Source organism: Echinimonas agarilytica (genome assembly GCF_023703465.1).
GTDB lineage: Bacteria > Pseudomonadota > Gammaproteobacteria > Enterobacterales > Neiellaceae > Echinimonas > Echinimonas agarilytica.
The window spans coordinates 774,037-789,533 of the sequence record NZ_JAMQGP010000001.1 but is presented as its reverse complement, the minus strand read 5'-3'; the positions used below and the strand labels follow the sequence as shown (position 1 = coordinate 789,533).

The window sequence follows — 15,497 nt, the reverse complement described above, 5'->3', positions numbered from 1 at the left end:
AATCATCATTGCGGCATGGCGGAAGAAACCCTGTTACTCGTTCAAACCATTTTCTATCAATATGAACACTTATAAAATTGAGACAAGCATCACAAAAACATGAAACACACATGATTTTAAATCTGCTCCCCACAAGCCATTACCAAACAAAAGAGAACGACCAAAAAACAATCAAAAACTTATTTAACAATAACTTAACCCAAAAAAACAAAGTAATGTAACCATTTCAATAAAACAACCTTAACCGGTTACATTTTCGTTTTCCAGCGTTTTATATCCTGTAATTTCCAAATTTGTGAGACGAGTGTAATATGTTACATTGACGTCCAGTTAGCTCATATTTAGAGCTGTCATATAAATCATTTGGGAAGGTCTTTGATGTCAAACATCCGCGATGTAGCAAAAGTTGCAGGCGTATCTATCGCAACAGTATCTCGGGCACTTAGCGCTCCGGAAACGGTTTCAAAGGCTAGCTTAAAAAAAGTCCATGACGCTATTGAGCAGGTTCAATACAAACCCAATATGTTGGCTCGAAATTTTAGACGTCATCGCGCATTCAATATCGTTGTACTAGTGCCCAATATGGCCAACACCTTCTTCGCGACTGTTGTACGAGGAATTGAAGATGTAGCGCAACAACACGGTTATGGAGTACTTCTAGGTGACACCCGAGACGTGCTCCAACGTGAGGAAGAGTATCTTAAGCTAGTTGAAACGTCACAAGCTGACGGTGTGATTCAGCTGCGTCCGCACTGGGAAGGAAACTCCATTTTGCCCCGCGACAACATCGTTGCTGTCAGCGCATGTGGTTGTGAAAACACGCCCTACCCCTGCGTTCGCATTGACAATGCAGAGGCATCCAAAACAGCCACAGAGTACCTTATCTCACTCGGACACAAGCGCATTGGAGTCATCACTGGGTTGGCTGACAACCCGCATACGATTGACCGCCTCAAGGGCTACCGAGATGCCATTTCTGAAGCCGGGATTGAATACAACGACATGATGATTGCAGAAGGCGAATTCACCATGTGGTCTGGTTTAAATGCGGCGCGACATTTTATTCGCATGCCCGCAGATGAACGTCCTACTGCAATATTATCGATGAACGATGAAATGGCAATTGGAGCCATCAAAGCTTTTCGAGCGAACAAGATTGATGTACCCAATGATGTCTCGATCATTGGCTTTGATGACATTGAAGTATCGCGCTATACCGAGCCAGCTCTGACAACTATCGCTCAGCCCGCAGAGCAAATTGGAAAGGCTGCGGCAAATATGCTGCTGAAGCTCATTGAAGGCAAAGAGGTTCGACAAACCGACTACGTGTTACCCTTCGAATTTGTGGTTCGCGCCAGCTCAACCCCCGTTAAATAATCACAACCAACGCCAGACATAAAACAAGCCTGGCGTGATCTCTAACACGACTCTTTCACATGATAGTTGAAGATCACAGCAGTAACCGTTTACAATTTAAAAATGTAAACGGTTACCAGACTGTATATAAACACACTAATCGTATTTTGTGAATTTCACATAGGTGATTTACTCAGCATGACTGACTCAACAACAAATCTCGAATACCAGGTCACTCGCTTTCAACGATGGATGTCCACTGAAGCGCTTCCGCTTTGGACCACCGCCGGTATCGACCCACAAACAGGCGCAGTTTATGAACGGCTTGATAATAACGGACACGTTGATACCGCGAGTACTAAACGAGTGCGAGTTCAGGCGCGACAAATGTTTAGCTTCACCACCGCCGAGAGTTTCGGTTGGAGCTCAGGAAACCGTAAGCTCATTAACGATATTTGGCGTTTTACCCGAATTCACGGCTGTCATCCTGAGCACACGCAAACCTATGTGCATTTACTCGATCATTCGGATCAAGTCACCGATGGAAAGCAAGATCTCTACGATCTTGCTTTCCATCTGCTTGCAGCAGGCACGCGCTATCGAGAATTTAAACAACCCCTCGACTTGGAGCATGCTGATCAGCTGTTAAACCATATTGAAAACTATTTTTCTGCGCCAAATGGCGGCTGGTACGAAGGCGATTACGATGCTCCCTATCGTCGTCAAAACCCTCACATGCATCTATTTGAAGCCTTCATGACGCTCTATGAAGCCAGCAATAACGGTAAATGGCTTGCCAAAGCAGGGCAGATATTTTCGCTATTTGAAGGCGTATTTTACGATCATCAACATCAAGTCCTATTGGAATTCTTTGATGACAACTGGACACCGATGACTGTTGATGGTCAAACCATTATTGAACCGGGCCATATGCTTGAATGGGTTTGGCTGCTCGACTGGTACAGCAAACTCACAGGCACCAAGGTCAAACACTTTTGCCAAACGCTTTACCAGCGCGCCTTGCAAATAGGCACCGATCCTAATTCGAGTGTGATTTACGATGCGACAACGCCTGACGGCACCCCCATTGGCAGCACCAAACGAATGTGGCCAATGACGGAGTTAATCAAGGCCAGCTTAGTATTAGCCCAATGGCAACCTAACATTTACGAAGCAGAAGCGGCCAAAGCCATTGACCGATTATTTCATTACTACATTAGCCCTGCGCCGAGCGGTTCGTATATTGATCAACTCGGCAGTGACAATGACGTGATTTCAACCCATGCGCCGGCAAGTACGCTTTACCATTTAATTGTGGCGCTTGCTGAGTCTTGTGAATATTTGTCAAAAAGCGGTTTGGCTTTGTCTAGAAGAGCATAATCATGAAAAAATTTAAGTGGATAGTTGCACTCTTAACGTTCAGCGCTTTGATATTAACGGCTTGCCAGAACAACGCATCAGAGCCACCAGAAGAGAAATTTGTGAGTGTTAAAAATGGCGAATTCTCTCGGCATGGCCAACCTTATCAATTTGTTGGATTTAACTATTGGTATGGGCCACTTCTTGGCGCGTCTAAACAGGGCCAGCAACGACTCATACGAGAGCTCGATGTCATGCAGCAATATGGCATTACTAATTTACGCGTTTTGGTGGGGGCCGACGGAGGTAAAATCGACTCCATGGTGACCCCCGCATTACAATACGAACAAGGTATTTATAACGAAAAACTATTGTATGGACTGGATTTTTTGTTAGCCGAAATGGCAAAGCGCGACATGGTGGCCGTGCTCTATTTAACCAACAATTGGATCTGGTCTGGGGGCTTTGCTCAGTACTTAGAATGGAACGGTTACGGGCCGATTCCAAGCCCATTCCTTCCGCCTTACGACTGGGAAAAATTCCAAAATTACACAGAACAATTCCCTGAGTGTGAGCCTTGCATGGCTGCATTTGAGCGGCATACTCGTTTTATCATCGGCCGGACAAATTCCGTCACAGGCATTCCATATACCGACGACCCAGCAATTATGTCATGGCAATTGGCCAACGAACCAAGAGTTCGAAACCCTCACCACGAAGCCGTATTTAGCGCATGGCTCAACCGTTCAGTGGATCTCATTCAAAGCTTAGACCCCAATCACTTAATCTCGACAGGCGCAGAAGGTGAAGCGGGTACCTATAAAGAAAATCCCGATGCAGCTGGCACGTATGGAGATATAGAAGTTTTCGAACGCGTACATGCCAATCCAAATATTGACTATCTAACAATTCATGTATGGCCTAAAAACTGGTCTTGGTATGACCCCAACAATGAAGTCGAGTCCACTCAGCTAGCCATTAATAATGCGAAGGATTACATTGCTCGGCACTTGATCGTAGCCAAGCAGCAAAAACGCCCCGTGGTATTGTCGGAATTTGGTTTTCCGCGCAACCAAGAAAGTCTATCTCGTGATTCAGATGTCACCTACAGAAACTTGTTTTACCAAGGCGTATTCAGTGAATTGCTCAGCACCGACGATCGTACGTTTGCGGGTGTAAATATCTGGGGATTTGGTGGCGAGGCCAAAGCTGTAGCCGCGCCCAATGGAAAGTGGATGCCAGGTGACGATTTTTCAGGCGATCCACCACAAGAACCGCAAGGCTTAAATTCAGTGTTTTCATCGGATACCAGCACCTTAGAGTTGATCCACAAATTTAATATCGACATGCAACAGCGCTAAGGTTATCTGATGAAAAAGATTGCATCACTCATGTTAATGGCCTGCTGTTGCGCAGGCCCAGCTTTAGCTCTGCAGCCGAACATCGTACTGATTACTGCGGATGATTTAGGCTTCGACGATTTAGCGATTCATGGCAATCCCGTCACGCAAACGCCCCATCTCGACCAGCTTGCTCAGCAGTCGGTGCAATTCTCGGACTTCCAAGTTACCCCCGTGTGCGCAACATCGCGTGCTTCAATGCTCACTGGACGGCACTTTTACAAAACTGGAGTCTCCGGCGTTCACGGCGGTCGAGACTTCATGAAACTAGATGAACTGCTAATTTCAGAGTCACTGAAAGATAATGGCTATGCAACGGGCACATGGGGAAAATGGCATGTGGGTAAAACAGCCGGATACTACCCTTGGGATCGAGGCTTTGACGATGCCTATTATGCCGAGCTCTACGTTCATGAAAATAGTTACGGGCTCCACAATGGCCAAGATGTTCGCCATAAAGCATGGGCTTCCGAGGTGATCACCGATTACGCCATCGACTTTATTGACCGCAACAAAGAGCAACCGTTCTTTGCCTATTTGAGTTTTCTTGCGCCTCACGAACCTTGGCTGTCACCAGAGCAATACGTTGAACCCTATCGAGAAGCTGGATTACGCGAACCTATCGCACAGCTCTACGGCATGATCACTGAAATGGATGCACAAGTTGGACGTTTGATGGCACACCTCGAAAAACGAGGTATTGCCGATGATACTCTAGTGATATTTTTATCTGACAATGGTCCATGGTGGGATTCGAGCAACTTAGGAGCAATGACTCAAGATGAGTGGGCCCAGCGAAACCCAAACCAATACAGTGGCAACAAGGGGCAAAGCTGGCAAAACGGCATTAAGTCACCGCTTTTCATGCGCTGGCAAGGCACCTTTAAACCGGGCACCGTCACTCACCTCACTGATATATCAGATCTAGTCCCTACCCTTCTTGCACTCACTAATACCGCGAGGGATGCGCCAAACCTACCATTAGATGGTGTTAATTTTGCCGCGAGTTTACGCGATGTAGCCCACGCAAAACCATTGACGCGCCAGCACCCGGTGATGATTGCCAGCCACGATGTCATCTCAAACAAACCTTTGTTCAACCAATGGACGCCCATTGATGTAGCTGCGAAAGCCGAAATGCACCCAGAGCAGCAGTGGGTCGCCATTCGCACAGAGCACTATAAATTACTTCAACACGCATCCAATGATCGAGCCGGTTACCCGCAAAGCATCGACAATTACCTATTGGTTGATATGAAAGGTGACCCCAAAGAAGGTTCAAACATCTGGAATGATTCACCTGAAACATCTGCTCAGATGAAATCATTGTTACTCAAGGGCTACCAAGCGATTTTGGATGCACCGAACAGCTTTAAGCCACCGGTTTATCAGATTGCAATGGACGGGGCTGACGTGTCTGTAATCAATGCATTTGGGCCTTCTGCAACATGGGGGAATACGCAGAGCAAAGCGCACCTTTTGAGTGAGATGAAGGCTGCAGGCGATGGTGCACAATATGATATACAGGTGCATGATGCCGGAACTTACAGGCTCTATTTAAAGCAGCGCTCAGCGACATCGAGTGCTGGCATGGTGGTGAAGTTGTCAACCGTTGGTGAACAATCACAAGTCATCACGCAACAGCTTTCTAGCGCAGAAATGCAATCGCTCGGACGCCTCCATTTAGCCCCAGGCATGCAACAGATCAAGCTCGAAGTCGTGCAGAATAATAGCTTCAAACCTTGGGCACAATTGAATGCTTTGCGCCGAATCTACTTAGTCAAAGAGCATAGCAAACGAGGCCCTACAGACCTGCCACTGCCCAACTGACTTAGTACTTGCGACTCTGGATGTAGCCGTTTAGAGTCGCAATATCACAGCCACACAAACAGTGACCTAATTTATGCACTGCCCTAAATGCGCATCGCCGAAATTTGTAAATACCCACAGCATACAATTTGTGTGTGGTGCCTGTTCGTTCGAATATTTTCACAATACGGCTGCCGCGGTTGCCGGAATTATTCAGCATGATGGCGACATATTAATGACCCGGCGCGCAAAGAATCCAGGCTTAGGTAAATGGGATTTGCCTGGTGGTTTTGTTGACCCAAATGAATCCTTAGAGCAAGCCATTGCGCGAGAAGTCCGCGAAGAGTTGGGTATACTCATCAATGATTGGCGTTATTGTGCTTCTGCCCCCAATCAATACCTTTACAAAGACGTGCTGTACAACACGCTCGACACTTTATTTGTTGTGACGTTGGAGCAACGCTCTGACCTCACTTTACAAACGTCTGAAATTACCCAAGCTGCTTGGTTTTCAAGCTCAGAAATACCTCACTCTCAAATTGCTTTTCCTTCCATTAAAGTACTGCTTAACAAATATATGGCCTCTTTATAAGCATCACTTACAATGACGTATTGAGTGATCATTAGGCTATTTTTGATTTGCATGCGCGCAATCTCACTTTCAGCTTATTTGGAGGTTTAAGGCCGTCCCGCTCAATGGTAATCTAAACGCATAATGGCACGACAAATGAACCGTTTCATTTAAGTGCCCAGTTGAACGGTTTGACAGGAAGGTAGGCGTGGCAACAATTCGGGATGTGGCAAAGGAAGCCGGTTTGAGTACAGGTACTATTTCAAAAGCTTTAAGCACTCCAGAGCGAGTATCAGCAAAGAACTTGGCCAAAGTCGAAGCCGCTATTGCGAAGCTCAACTACAAACCCAATATGCTGGCTCAGAAGTTTCGTAGCAATGAGTCTAAAACCATTGTTGTGTTGGTTCCTGATATTGCCAATGTATTCTTTGCCAAAGTGATTAGTGGTATCGAAAACGTGGCTCAGCAATCGGGCTACAGTGTGCTTTTAGGTGACACTAAAGATTCCAGCTCGCGTGAGAAAAGCTTCATTCAAATGGTTGAAACCCGTTTGGCTGACGGCATTATCAACTTACGTCCGCATACGTCCGATTCAGCACTTCCTCAAGAAGGTATTTGTGCAGTCAGTGCAACCAGCAGCGAAAATACCCCTTACCCCAGCGTTCGTATCGACAACGTAGGTGCCAGCGCTGAAGTCGTGAAATACCTATTATCGCTCGGTCACCAGCGCATTGGCGTGATCAGTGGCTTAACTGACAACCCTCACGCTATTGATCGTCTCAAAGGCTACCGCTCAGCATTGGCAGATGCTGATATTCCATACACCCCCGACCTCATCGTTGAAGGTGACTTTAATTATGCATCGGGCTTGAGCGCTGTGGACCAATTTTTGGCCATGAGTGAACCTCCCACCGCCATTTTCTGTATGAATGACGAAATGGCAATTGCCGCAATCAAAGGTATTTCAGATCGAGGGCTCAAGGTGCCTGAGGATATATCCGTCACTGGCTTTGATGATATGGATGTATCGAGTTATTGCCGTCCCCCTTTGACCTCTGTGGCGCAGCCGGCTGAGCAAATTGGCGAGCGCTCTGCCGAAATGATCATCCGAATGTTGCGGCAAAGTGATACTGACGGCCATGAATATGTGATGCCTCACCGCCTCATCATTCGCCAAAGCACTGCGATTGCAAAACTAAATCCTAACGTCAGTTCTATCAAGTAGTCGCCATCAATAGTTCGCTCAATCACCGTACATTACAACCATAAAAAAGGGCTCCCGAGGGAGCCCAACAAGCAAATTCATGCTTGTCCTACATGCGGTACTGAACACCCAGTGACAGCTTACGTTCGTTTAAGTAACGTTTGTCGACTAGATCTTCCCACTGTAAATATTCCTCTTTCACTTCTTCAGTTAAGTTCGTGCCTTGGAACATAACGGTAAAGTGTTCGTTCACGTCATAGCTCACAGATGCATCAATGTAGTTCGTTGGTTTTTCCCAACGTGCAAATTGGTAAGCACCAGAAGTTCGAACCGAGATAAACTTCTTACTACGATAGTTATGCGCAATACGTGCTTGCCATCCATCTTGCTCATACCACAACGCTAGATTAGAAGTGTGCTCTGAGTTGTCTGCCATTGGCAGTTCTTTGCCATAGTAGTCAACTTGGTCACTATCACTTGGTGCATAAGTGTAGTTTGCAGTGACACCAAAACCACCCCAAATACCGGGCAGAGAATCAAACGCTTGCTGGTAACCCAGTTCAACACCTTTGATTGATCCACCTTCACCATTCACTTTCGTTTGTGTTGGCGTTAAGCCAATGAATGTTCCGCTATCGATATCGAAACCACGAACCACGCCATCACTATCAGGCACAGGCAGCATCACTTGCTCTTGGCGAATGAATGACCCCACATCCATGTAGAACAAGCCCAAACTTACGATGCCCGAAGAGTCGAAGTACCACTCCCACGACAAGTCATAGTTGGTTGAACGGTATGGGTCTAAATTGGGATTACCCCCATAATTTGCATCGGTGGCACAGAACACCACCTCATTGCCATTCAAGTATGGCTGACACGCTTTGTTTCGATTGATGGTAACGCCACCCGCCAAATTGCCTGCATCGTGCGTGGTAACCGTTTTATTAAACGCAGCACGAACCTTCATGTCATCTGTAAGCTCTAATGCAAAGTTAATAGCTGGCAAGTAATCATCATAATCACGTGTTGTATTCACAATGTCGCCAATTGGGTTAGGTGAGCCTGGCCCGCCACCAACAATGTAAGTTTGACCATTTACATCATACGTCGTGCCTGAAGTACTCTCGCGCTGATCGATATCAAACTCGGTTTTAACGTAACGAACACCCATGTTACCTGAGTAACCTAAATCGAAGATTTCACCGTCCAAGTTAACTTGAACGTATGCCGATGTTGTTTCTTCGGTCATCTCATAGGTATTGTCGCTGGTGAGCATTTCCACATTTTGCTCGCCATAAACCTCTTCATGAAACTTGGTTGGATCTTTCATCTTCTCTGGGTCAACAACATAAATACTGCCAATGCCGCTTGTGCCTTCGAAGTCATTCAATTGGGTAATTTTTCCAGCGAGTAGCTCGTCAGTAAATGCAATCGGGTCAATATAGGATTCACCGGTCAAAGGCGCGCCAACTTCTGAATCTTTCCAGCGTGCTAAGAATGCATCACCATATTCATTGGTGCGAGGCAATACGCCGTACCAACCTTCTCGAGAGATTTCACGTTCGCCATAGCGCGCGCCCATATCGATAGAGCGGAGATGGTCCATATCAAACTCATAAGAGCCGTCTACGCGGAATGCATCGAGCGTTGCGTCACTGTAGTAACCTTCTAAGTTGGTCGAGGTCAAACTGTAACGGTCCACATTGCTTCCTAAACGCTCTTGGGTCACGCTACCGTCTGCTTCAGTGACAGACATCATCGGCATTGTCCATGCGACGTTGCTGTTTTGATAAGCGAGGTGAACTGGAATTTGGTAGTGAGAATCAACAATCTCAGCGCCATTTTCATCAGTTGCCCACTGACCTTGATAACCCCAAGGATTCACTGGACTTAAACGCTCTCCGCCTTCACCTAAATAGTAGCGGCTGCCTTGCTCACCTGAGTTAAAGTACGCATCAACTGTACTTTTCTGCCAGTCTTCACGGGCTTCACCGTGCACCCAACGAACGCTCGCAGTGAAGTTGGTACCGTTGTCGTAATCCAACTGAACATTGGTATTCAGAGCTTCCTTCTCTGAATAATGAGTTTCTGAATGCGCCATGGTCCGACGAGACTGGAACTCACCACTTTGCATGGTGTTATATGCACCCGGAATAACTTCGTAAACACCATCGTCGTTAATCACGCCATTTTCGTGTGCCGTCGAGCCGCCTTCATCTGGCGTAAACCACCCTGTAACACCCGACCAATCTTGAGAAATATTAATCCCCGAAAGGTATTGATACTCCTCCATTTCGGTGTAGAACACGTCAGATGTGAAGCTGAAATTGTCATTAAAGTTGTGTTGGAACGAACCATTGATTCCTGTACGTTCACGTTCGATGTAGTTATTACTTGCTTGATGCCCTTGGAAAGCATAATAAACGTCATCCAGTGAGCCATTTTTGTTGGCATCCACATTGTCTTGTACGAATGAGGTGGTTTCACTTGCATTAAAGCCCCAATCTTGGCCCGTTGAACCAACGATGTAGTCTGCAAGGTTCGTCTTGTCATGTGATAAGTTCACCGAAAAAGCAGTGTCACTATTAAGGTTAAGCCCTGTAAACAAAGCAAGTTTGGTATCTGTGTCGTCGCCCATAGAACCATCAGATGCTTGTGCCTTACCCACCACAGTCCAGCCTTCGTCCAAATCTAACGGACGTACTGTTTTAAGGTTAATCACACCCGCTAACCCGCCATTGAGCGTTTTTGCTTGTGCTGACTTAATCACTTCTAAGCCATTGACCATAGTCGATGGGATGTCGTCAAAGTTTGGTTGAATGGTGGTAATCGAACCCGCGGAAAGCATTTGCTCGCCGTTTAACGTGGTTGCAACTTGCTGTAAACCGCGAACGCTGACAGATGATCCCTCTCCACCTGAACGATTGATTGAAACACCCGTAATACGCTGCAATGAATCTGCAATGGTGGTATCCGGCAGTTTTCCGATATCTGTAGCCGTAATCGCATCGACCACTTGATCCGCTGCTCGCTTGTCGAGTAGCGATTTTTGCATTGAACCGCGAATACCGCGAACCTGAATTACTTCTGGCTCTTCCTCCAACGCAGCTGGTGCTTGCGCGTCTTGCGCCAAAGCCATGCTTGAATGAGCCGACAGTACAGCTACAACGCTTGCTGTGAGCAGACTGAATTTAAACTTTTTATCTAATTGAGCCATCTTTAAAGCCTCGTTTATTTCCGTCGAGAGTTCCCAATAAGTGGGGCACTCAGTGCATGTGCCCCTCGACGAAATAATTCCTTATTTTATGAGTAGTTCGTGTTTGTTATTCAGCGGCAGCGGCTTCTAATACGACGTGGTCGACGTAGAATTTAGCTGCGGTTGATGTTGCATCCAGCCCTTGGAATCGAACGCCGTATCCAGAGATTTCTGAATAACCAGTGACATCTAACATCAACTCCACTGGCGCACCGTTTACATTGACCGCTGCAGGCCATTGCTCAACTGGCGCATCATCTTTGATCCCTTTCACAAACAGATGAACATTGACATCAGCTCCAGCATCTGCGGCATACGCTGTGAGTTTGAGGGTGGTTACATCATCCTCAAGCTGAAGCGCCGGATACGTTTGCATCACAACATTTTCGGGCGTATCTGAGGCCGTTAGGTCCTTCATAATGCTCATCGAACTTGTGTTATCAACCCCCCAATCTTCTGACGGCGTGATACCTGTTGTTGGAGACCAATTGAGTTGGGCTTCCCACATATCAACTTGTTCGAAGTCTGCATGAATCATGTCGCCTTCAGCGTTGCTAAAGCGCACTTGGTCAGCGAAGAATTTGGCATCTGTTGATGTTGCATCAAAACCTATGAAGCGAATTCCATAGCCGTTTAAAGTGTCGATACTCGTCAAATCAACCGTTAATGTCACATCATCTGCATCCACAGCACCGCTATCGACCCAGTTGTCACCCGCATCTTTAATAAACAGCATCACCTGTGCACTACCGGCATTGAGCGCCGTTGCATCTACGGCAATAGAGTCGTACTCACTGACATCAATACCACCTTCTGGGTAGACTTGAATAATCACATCTGTCGGCTCTGTGACTTCAGTTAAATCACGGAACATGGCAATGGATTGCTGACCCGATGTAGACCACTCTTTGGATGTGGCTAAACCTGGTGCCGGCCCCCAGTTAACTTGGCCTTCAACGTCACCTGTGTTTTCGAAGTCTTGCAAAACAGACATGCCTTCAGCGTTGCCAAGCATCACACTATCGATAAAGAAAGTTGCTTCGGTTGTTGTTCCATCAAGTCCTTGGAAACGAACACCATAGCCAGAGACTTCTTCATAGCCTGTAATATCCAGAGTAAGCTCAACCGGTGCACCGCTTAAGTCAACCGCTGCGGGCCATTGTTCTACCGGGTCACCGTCAACAATACCTTTGACAAACAAGTGCGCGTTAACCGTTGCCCCAGCATTCATGGCATAAGCTGTCACTGTGAGTGTGGTTTGATCGGTAATCGCGATTCCTGGGTAGGTCTGAATGACGACATTTTCAGGAGTGTCTATTGCTGAGATATCTTTAGTGACGCTCAATGATTTATCACCATATTTAGACCACTCAGAACTATAAGTTAAACCTGTTGTAGCGCCCCAATTAACTTGAACCTCGAAGTCTTCAGTTCGATCGAAATTGTTAAGCGTTCCGGCACCTGCTTTGGCAACGCCGCCAGGTAAGTCATCATTATTAACCAGTTCTTTGTAGCCGTAATTGGCAGCAATTACCGCAGGGTCGGTTGCACCTGGACCGTATGTTGGAGGCGTATTCCACTCATCCGTATTCCACGTGATGAAGAAATTCCAGAATGCACCTAACTCATGCATTTTCTCAACATCTGGAATGGTTCCGGTTTCGGTCAGTGCAAGTAACTTCTTACCGTTATGGCGATCTTTTAAGGTTGAGAACTGAGAAATAAATGCGTTTTGGTCGTTCACACCATCGTAGCCGTCGTACCCGACGATATCGACAAATTCATCTCCGGGATACCACTCTTCGCCCAAGCCTTCTGTATTCGTGAATGCCCAAATGAGGTTGTTTAGCCCATGAGTCGTTGTGAAGCGGTCATACATCAGCATCCACAATTCTTTGAATGCATCTGCACCTGCTGCCCCCCACCAGAACCAACCGCCTTCAGCTTCATGGATAGGTCGCCAAATGACTGGAATGCCAGCGTCTTGTAGTTTTTTCAACTCTGCTGCAACAACGTCCATATCAGCAATAAGGTCTGCATATTCAGCACTACTGGTGTCGGCCATTGCTGCGGCCAAATCGAATGTGGTGCCATCTGTGTAGAAGCTACCAATTTCTCCATCGGGGTGCCCTGAAGGTGCTGCCCAATGCCATAATGCAGACAGAACAACATTCTTAGCGGCTTGCTCTGCGAGCATATCTTCTGTCAATGTGCCCGGTGTTTTGCCGTTGTCTGAGCGCGATGTGGAAAAGTCCATATAATCAAAGGCAACAATGGCAGGTGCTGCACCACCGGTTGCGGCAACTACTTTGTTGTATTCGCGCAAACCGGTTTGCGACACTTCACCGTAATTCATGAATTCGGTCTGGCCGGTAATAGTTTTGGCACCATACTCGCTGGCTAAGAATTCCATCAGAGCCACGGCTTCATCGGTTGCATTTTCATTCACTAACGTTGCAGGTACAGGCAATAGTGGCGCATCGCCCGATGATGGCACTAACTTAATTGCATCCACGCGATAGTAGTTCCAACCACAGCAAACAATAACTTCAGTGGTGCCTTCTTCAAATTTAACCGTACCAACGCGAAGCTCTTCCCACTTTCCTGTTTCTTGAAGGTCTAAGGCGTACTCCACTCCGTTCACAGTGACAGTACCTTGCTTGCCACCATAACCTGAGCCAATCGCGTAGTTTAAGTAGAGTGAATAAAGGCCTGCTGAGTCAGCATCCATTTCAACATCAAATACAACTTCAGTGCCCGGCAACATATCTGTGAGGTGAGCATCGCCACTTGCATTGGCGATGAACATTTCATGACCTGATGTTGCAACTTCCAGCCCATCGGTAAACCGAGCATCTTCAGCTTCAAGCGTGATGACTTCATCAGGATCGAACACTGTAATTTTCACGTCATCAGACAAGGGCATTCCGTCGGCGTCTTCAACAACGTTACCGTCAATGTCCAGTGCTTCGATTTTAAATTCGTATGATTCAATGCCGTCGACTTCTTCAACAACAAATGTAAATTCTGGCTGAGTCCAATCAATCCCTTCGAGTGGTTTCCCTGCGGTTTGAGTCCACAGCACTGTCTGGTCAGTGATTGTTCCCACGAGTCGCCCTGACACAGTAATCTCTGCACCCGGCTCAAATTCACCATCTTCGCCTGCAACAACACCCAGTGGTCGTTCTTCAGGGGTGTATTCGTGGTTGTCATTGTTGACACTGCCGTCATCCACACACCCTGTTACGCCACCCATCACCAACGCTGCAGTGAGTAGTGTGACAGATGATTTATCGCCAATATTGAATTTCATTGTTCACCTCAAGGTCGTTTTCTTGTCGCTCGTTCCGGCTGACTAAGAAAATGAACCGGTTCATTTTGTTTCCCTTAAAAAACCGGCACACCTTAAACAAACACAGGCGTAACCGGTTTCGTATCTTTCTCACGACCAACGTTAAACAATGTAAATTGATGTTGCAATCATGTGACGAATGAGCTTTATCAGTTCTTGAGGCGGGTCACGAAAATAGCGTCTTTTGACGTGATCATAATCACATTAATTAAGCCGTTGATGATATTTAAAGATCTAGCGGAGGCTTGCAGTATCAAATAAGATCTCTTTTTACAAAGACTATAACGCATTGTATTTTAACAAATTAAATATTACACCTATCAAAAAAAATAATATTCAAAGATTAACATTCATGTTGGGAAAAATACGGCTATTTGTATTAGAGTTGATTCTTTTCGGCTATGGACAATTCACCACAGCAAGACCGCCTCCCTCATGCCCTGTGTAGGTTTTTCACACAGCTTTAATATGAACAGATTACCAATCACAAACTAATTTTTTCAATGGATACTCTAGCCTAAAACAATAAAAACAAAATATTCAAATAAATCAACAAGATAAGATTAAATAGAACATTTTAAAACAATTTAATAAAAAACATTTCTTGACTATAAAGCGATCAAAACCAAACAACTGTAAACGGTTACAGTTAATATATTTGTGTTTTGATGTGTCTTTGAACGTTCAAAACACACCTTACTAAGGTGGACAAAGCACGTAATTTAGCCGTACTTGATGAATCTAAAGGCATTTCGGTTGAGACTTGGAATTATCGTTCTTACAAAGAAGCATTCAGCCGATTACAAGAAAAACAAGGCGCTTATATTCGTTACTATGCGCCGGGCGAATTACTTGACTTGAGACTCTACGTATACGAAAAAGGCGACCAGCCACTGCTCAAGTTCTCCTTATCATCGGACGGCATTCATTTTGAAGCGATTGATGTCGATAGCCAAAGCTTTGCATCCCCAGAAACGAATTATGACTACCTCACACCTCGTTTGTATCAAGTGGGCTCTGAACACAGGAATTCGCCTTATATCAAAGTTGAATTTACAGATACCGCCGACATTGTTCGAGCTGAAATAGACTATCGATAGCAGCTTGGAGACGTGACAAAAAGCCCCCGTTGAGCTTTGCTCTCCGGGGGCTTTTGCGTTCAATTAGAGCATCTTTAAAGGTATTCT

At 46.0% G+C, this 15,497-nt stretch carries 9 protein-coding genes; 7 read left to right on the top strand and 2 right to left on the bottom strand.

Annotated elements, in window-relative coordinates:
- Positions 1-378 precede the first annotated feature (378 nt).
- From NAF29_RS03315 to NAF29_RS03290, 6 genes are all read left to right on the top strand, one after another.
- Complete coding sequence (locus NAF29_RS03315) at positions 379-1,377, top strand: LacI family DNA-binding transcriptional regulator (RefSeq protein WP_251260061.1); 999 nt, start codon at positions 379-381, stop codon at positions 1,375-1,377.
- A gap of 177 nt (positions 1,378-1,554) precedes the next feature.
- Complete coding sequence (locus NAF29_RS03310; protein ID WP_251260060.1) at positions 1,555-2,736, top strand: AGE family epimerase/isomerase; 1,182 nt, start codon at positions 1,555-1,557, stop codon at positions 2,734-2,736.
- 2 nt (positions 2,737-2,738) lie between these two features.
- Positions 2,739-4,076, top strand: coding sequence for a glycoside hydrolase 5 family protein (locus NAF29_RS03305; protein WP_251260059.1), 1,338 nt, complete (start codon positions 2,739-2,741; stop codon positions 4,074-4,076).
- Positions 4,077-4,085: 9 nt separating this feature from the next.
- On the top strand, positions 4,086-5,945 hold the full coding sequence (locus NAF29_RS03300; protein ID WP_251260058.1) for a sulfatase-like hydrolase/transferase: 1,860 nt from the start codon (positions 4,086-4,088) through the stop codon (positions 5,943-5,945).
- Positions 5,946-6,018: 73 nt separating this feature from the next.
- On the top strand, positions 6,019-6,516 hold the full coding sequence (locus tag NAF29_RS03295; RefSeq protein WP_285817549.1) for an NUDIX hydrolase: 498 nt from the start codon (positions 6,019-6,021) through the stop codon (positions 6,514-6,516).
- Positions 6,517-6,703: 187 nt separating this feature from the next.
- Positions 6,704-7,720, top strand: coding sequence for a LacI family DNA-binding transcriptional regulator (locus NAF29_RS03290; protein WP_251260056.1), 1,017 nt, complete (start codon positions 6,704-6,706; stop codon positions 7,718-7,720).
- A gap of 88 nt (positions 7,721-7,808) precedes the next feature.
- On the opposite strand, the gene NAF29_RS03285 is transcribed toward NAF29_RS03290, so the two are convergent.
- Together NAF29_RS03285 and NAF29_RS03280 are read right to left on the bottom strand one after the other, a co-directional pair.
- Complete coding sequence (locus NAF29_RS03285; RefSeq protein WP_251260055.1) at positions 7,809-10,919, bottom strand: TonB-dependent receptor; 3,111 nt, start codon at positions 10,917-10,919, stop codon at positions 7,809-7,811.
- 106 nt (positions 10,920-11,025) lie between these two features.
- On the bottom strand, positions 11,026-14,271 hold the full coding sequence (locus tag NAF29_RS03280) for a glycosyl hydrolase (protein ID WP_251260054.1): 3,246 nt from the start codon (positions 14,269-14,271) through the stop codon (positions 11,026-11,028).
- Between the two features lie 743 nt (positions 14,272-15,014).
- Between NAF29_RS03280 and NAF29_RS03275 the strand changes: the two genes are divergently transcribed.
- Positions 15,015-15,410: a hypothetical protein gene (locus tag NAF29_RS03275; RefSeq protein ID WP_251260053.1), complete on the top strand. Its 396-nt coding sequence runs from the start codon at positions 15,015-15,017 to the stop codon at positions 15,408-15,410.
- Positions 15,411-15,497 lie beyond the last annotated feature (87 nt).

What these genes read in the sequence shown, in the direction of transcription:
- NAF29_RS03315 (WP_251260061.1), top strand. Translation starts at nt 379, where the DNA reads ATGTCAAACATCCGCGATGTAGCAAAAGTTGCAGGCGTATCTATCGCA.
- NAF29_RS03310 (WP_251260060.1), top strand. Translation starts at nt 1,555, where the DNA reads ATGACTGACTCAACAACAAATCTCGAATACCAGGTCACTCGCTTTCAA.
- NAF29_RS03305 (WP_251260059.1), top strand. Translation starts at nt 2,739, where the DNA reads ATGAAAAAATTTAAGTGGATAGTTGCACTCTTAACGTTCAGCGCTTTG.
- NAF29_RS03300 (WP_251260058.1), top strand. Translation starts at nt 4,086, where the DNA reads ATGAAAAAGATTGCATCACTCATGTTAATGGCCTGCTGTTGCGCAGGC.
- NAF29_RS03295 (WP_285817549.1), top strand. Translation starts at nt 6,019, where the DNA reads ATGCACTGCCCTAAATGCGCATCGCCGAAATTTGTAAATACCCACAGC.
- NAF29_RS03285 (WP_251260055.1), bottom strand. Translation starts at nt 10,919, where the DNA reads ATGGCTCAATTAGATAAAAAGTTTAAATTCAGTCTGCTCACAGCAAGC.
- NAF29_RS03280 (WP_251260054.1), bottom strand. Translation starts at nt 14,271, where the DNA reads ATGAAATTCAATATTGGCGATAAATCATCTGTCACACTACTCACTGCA.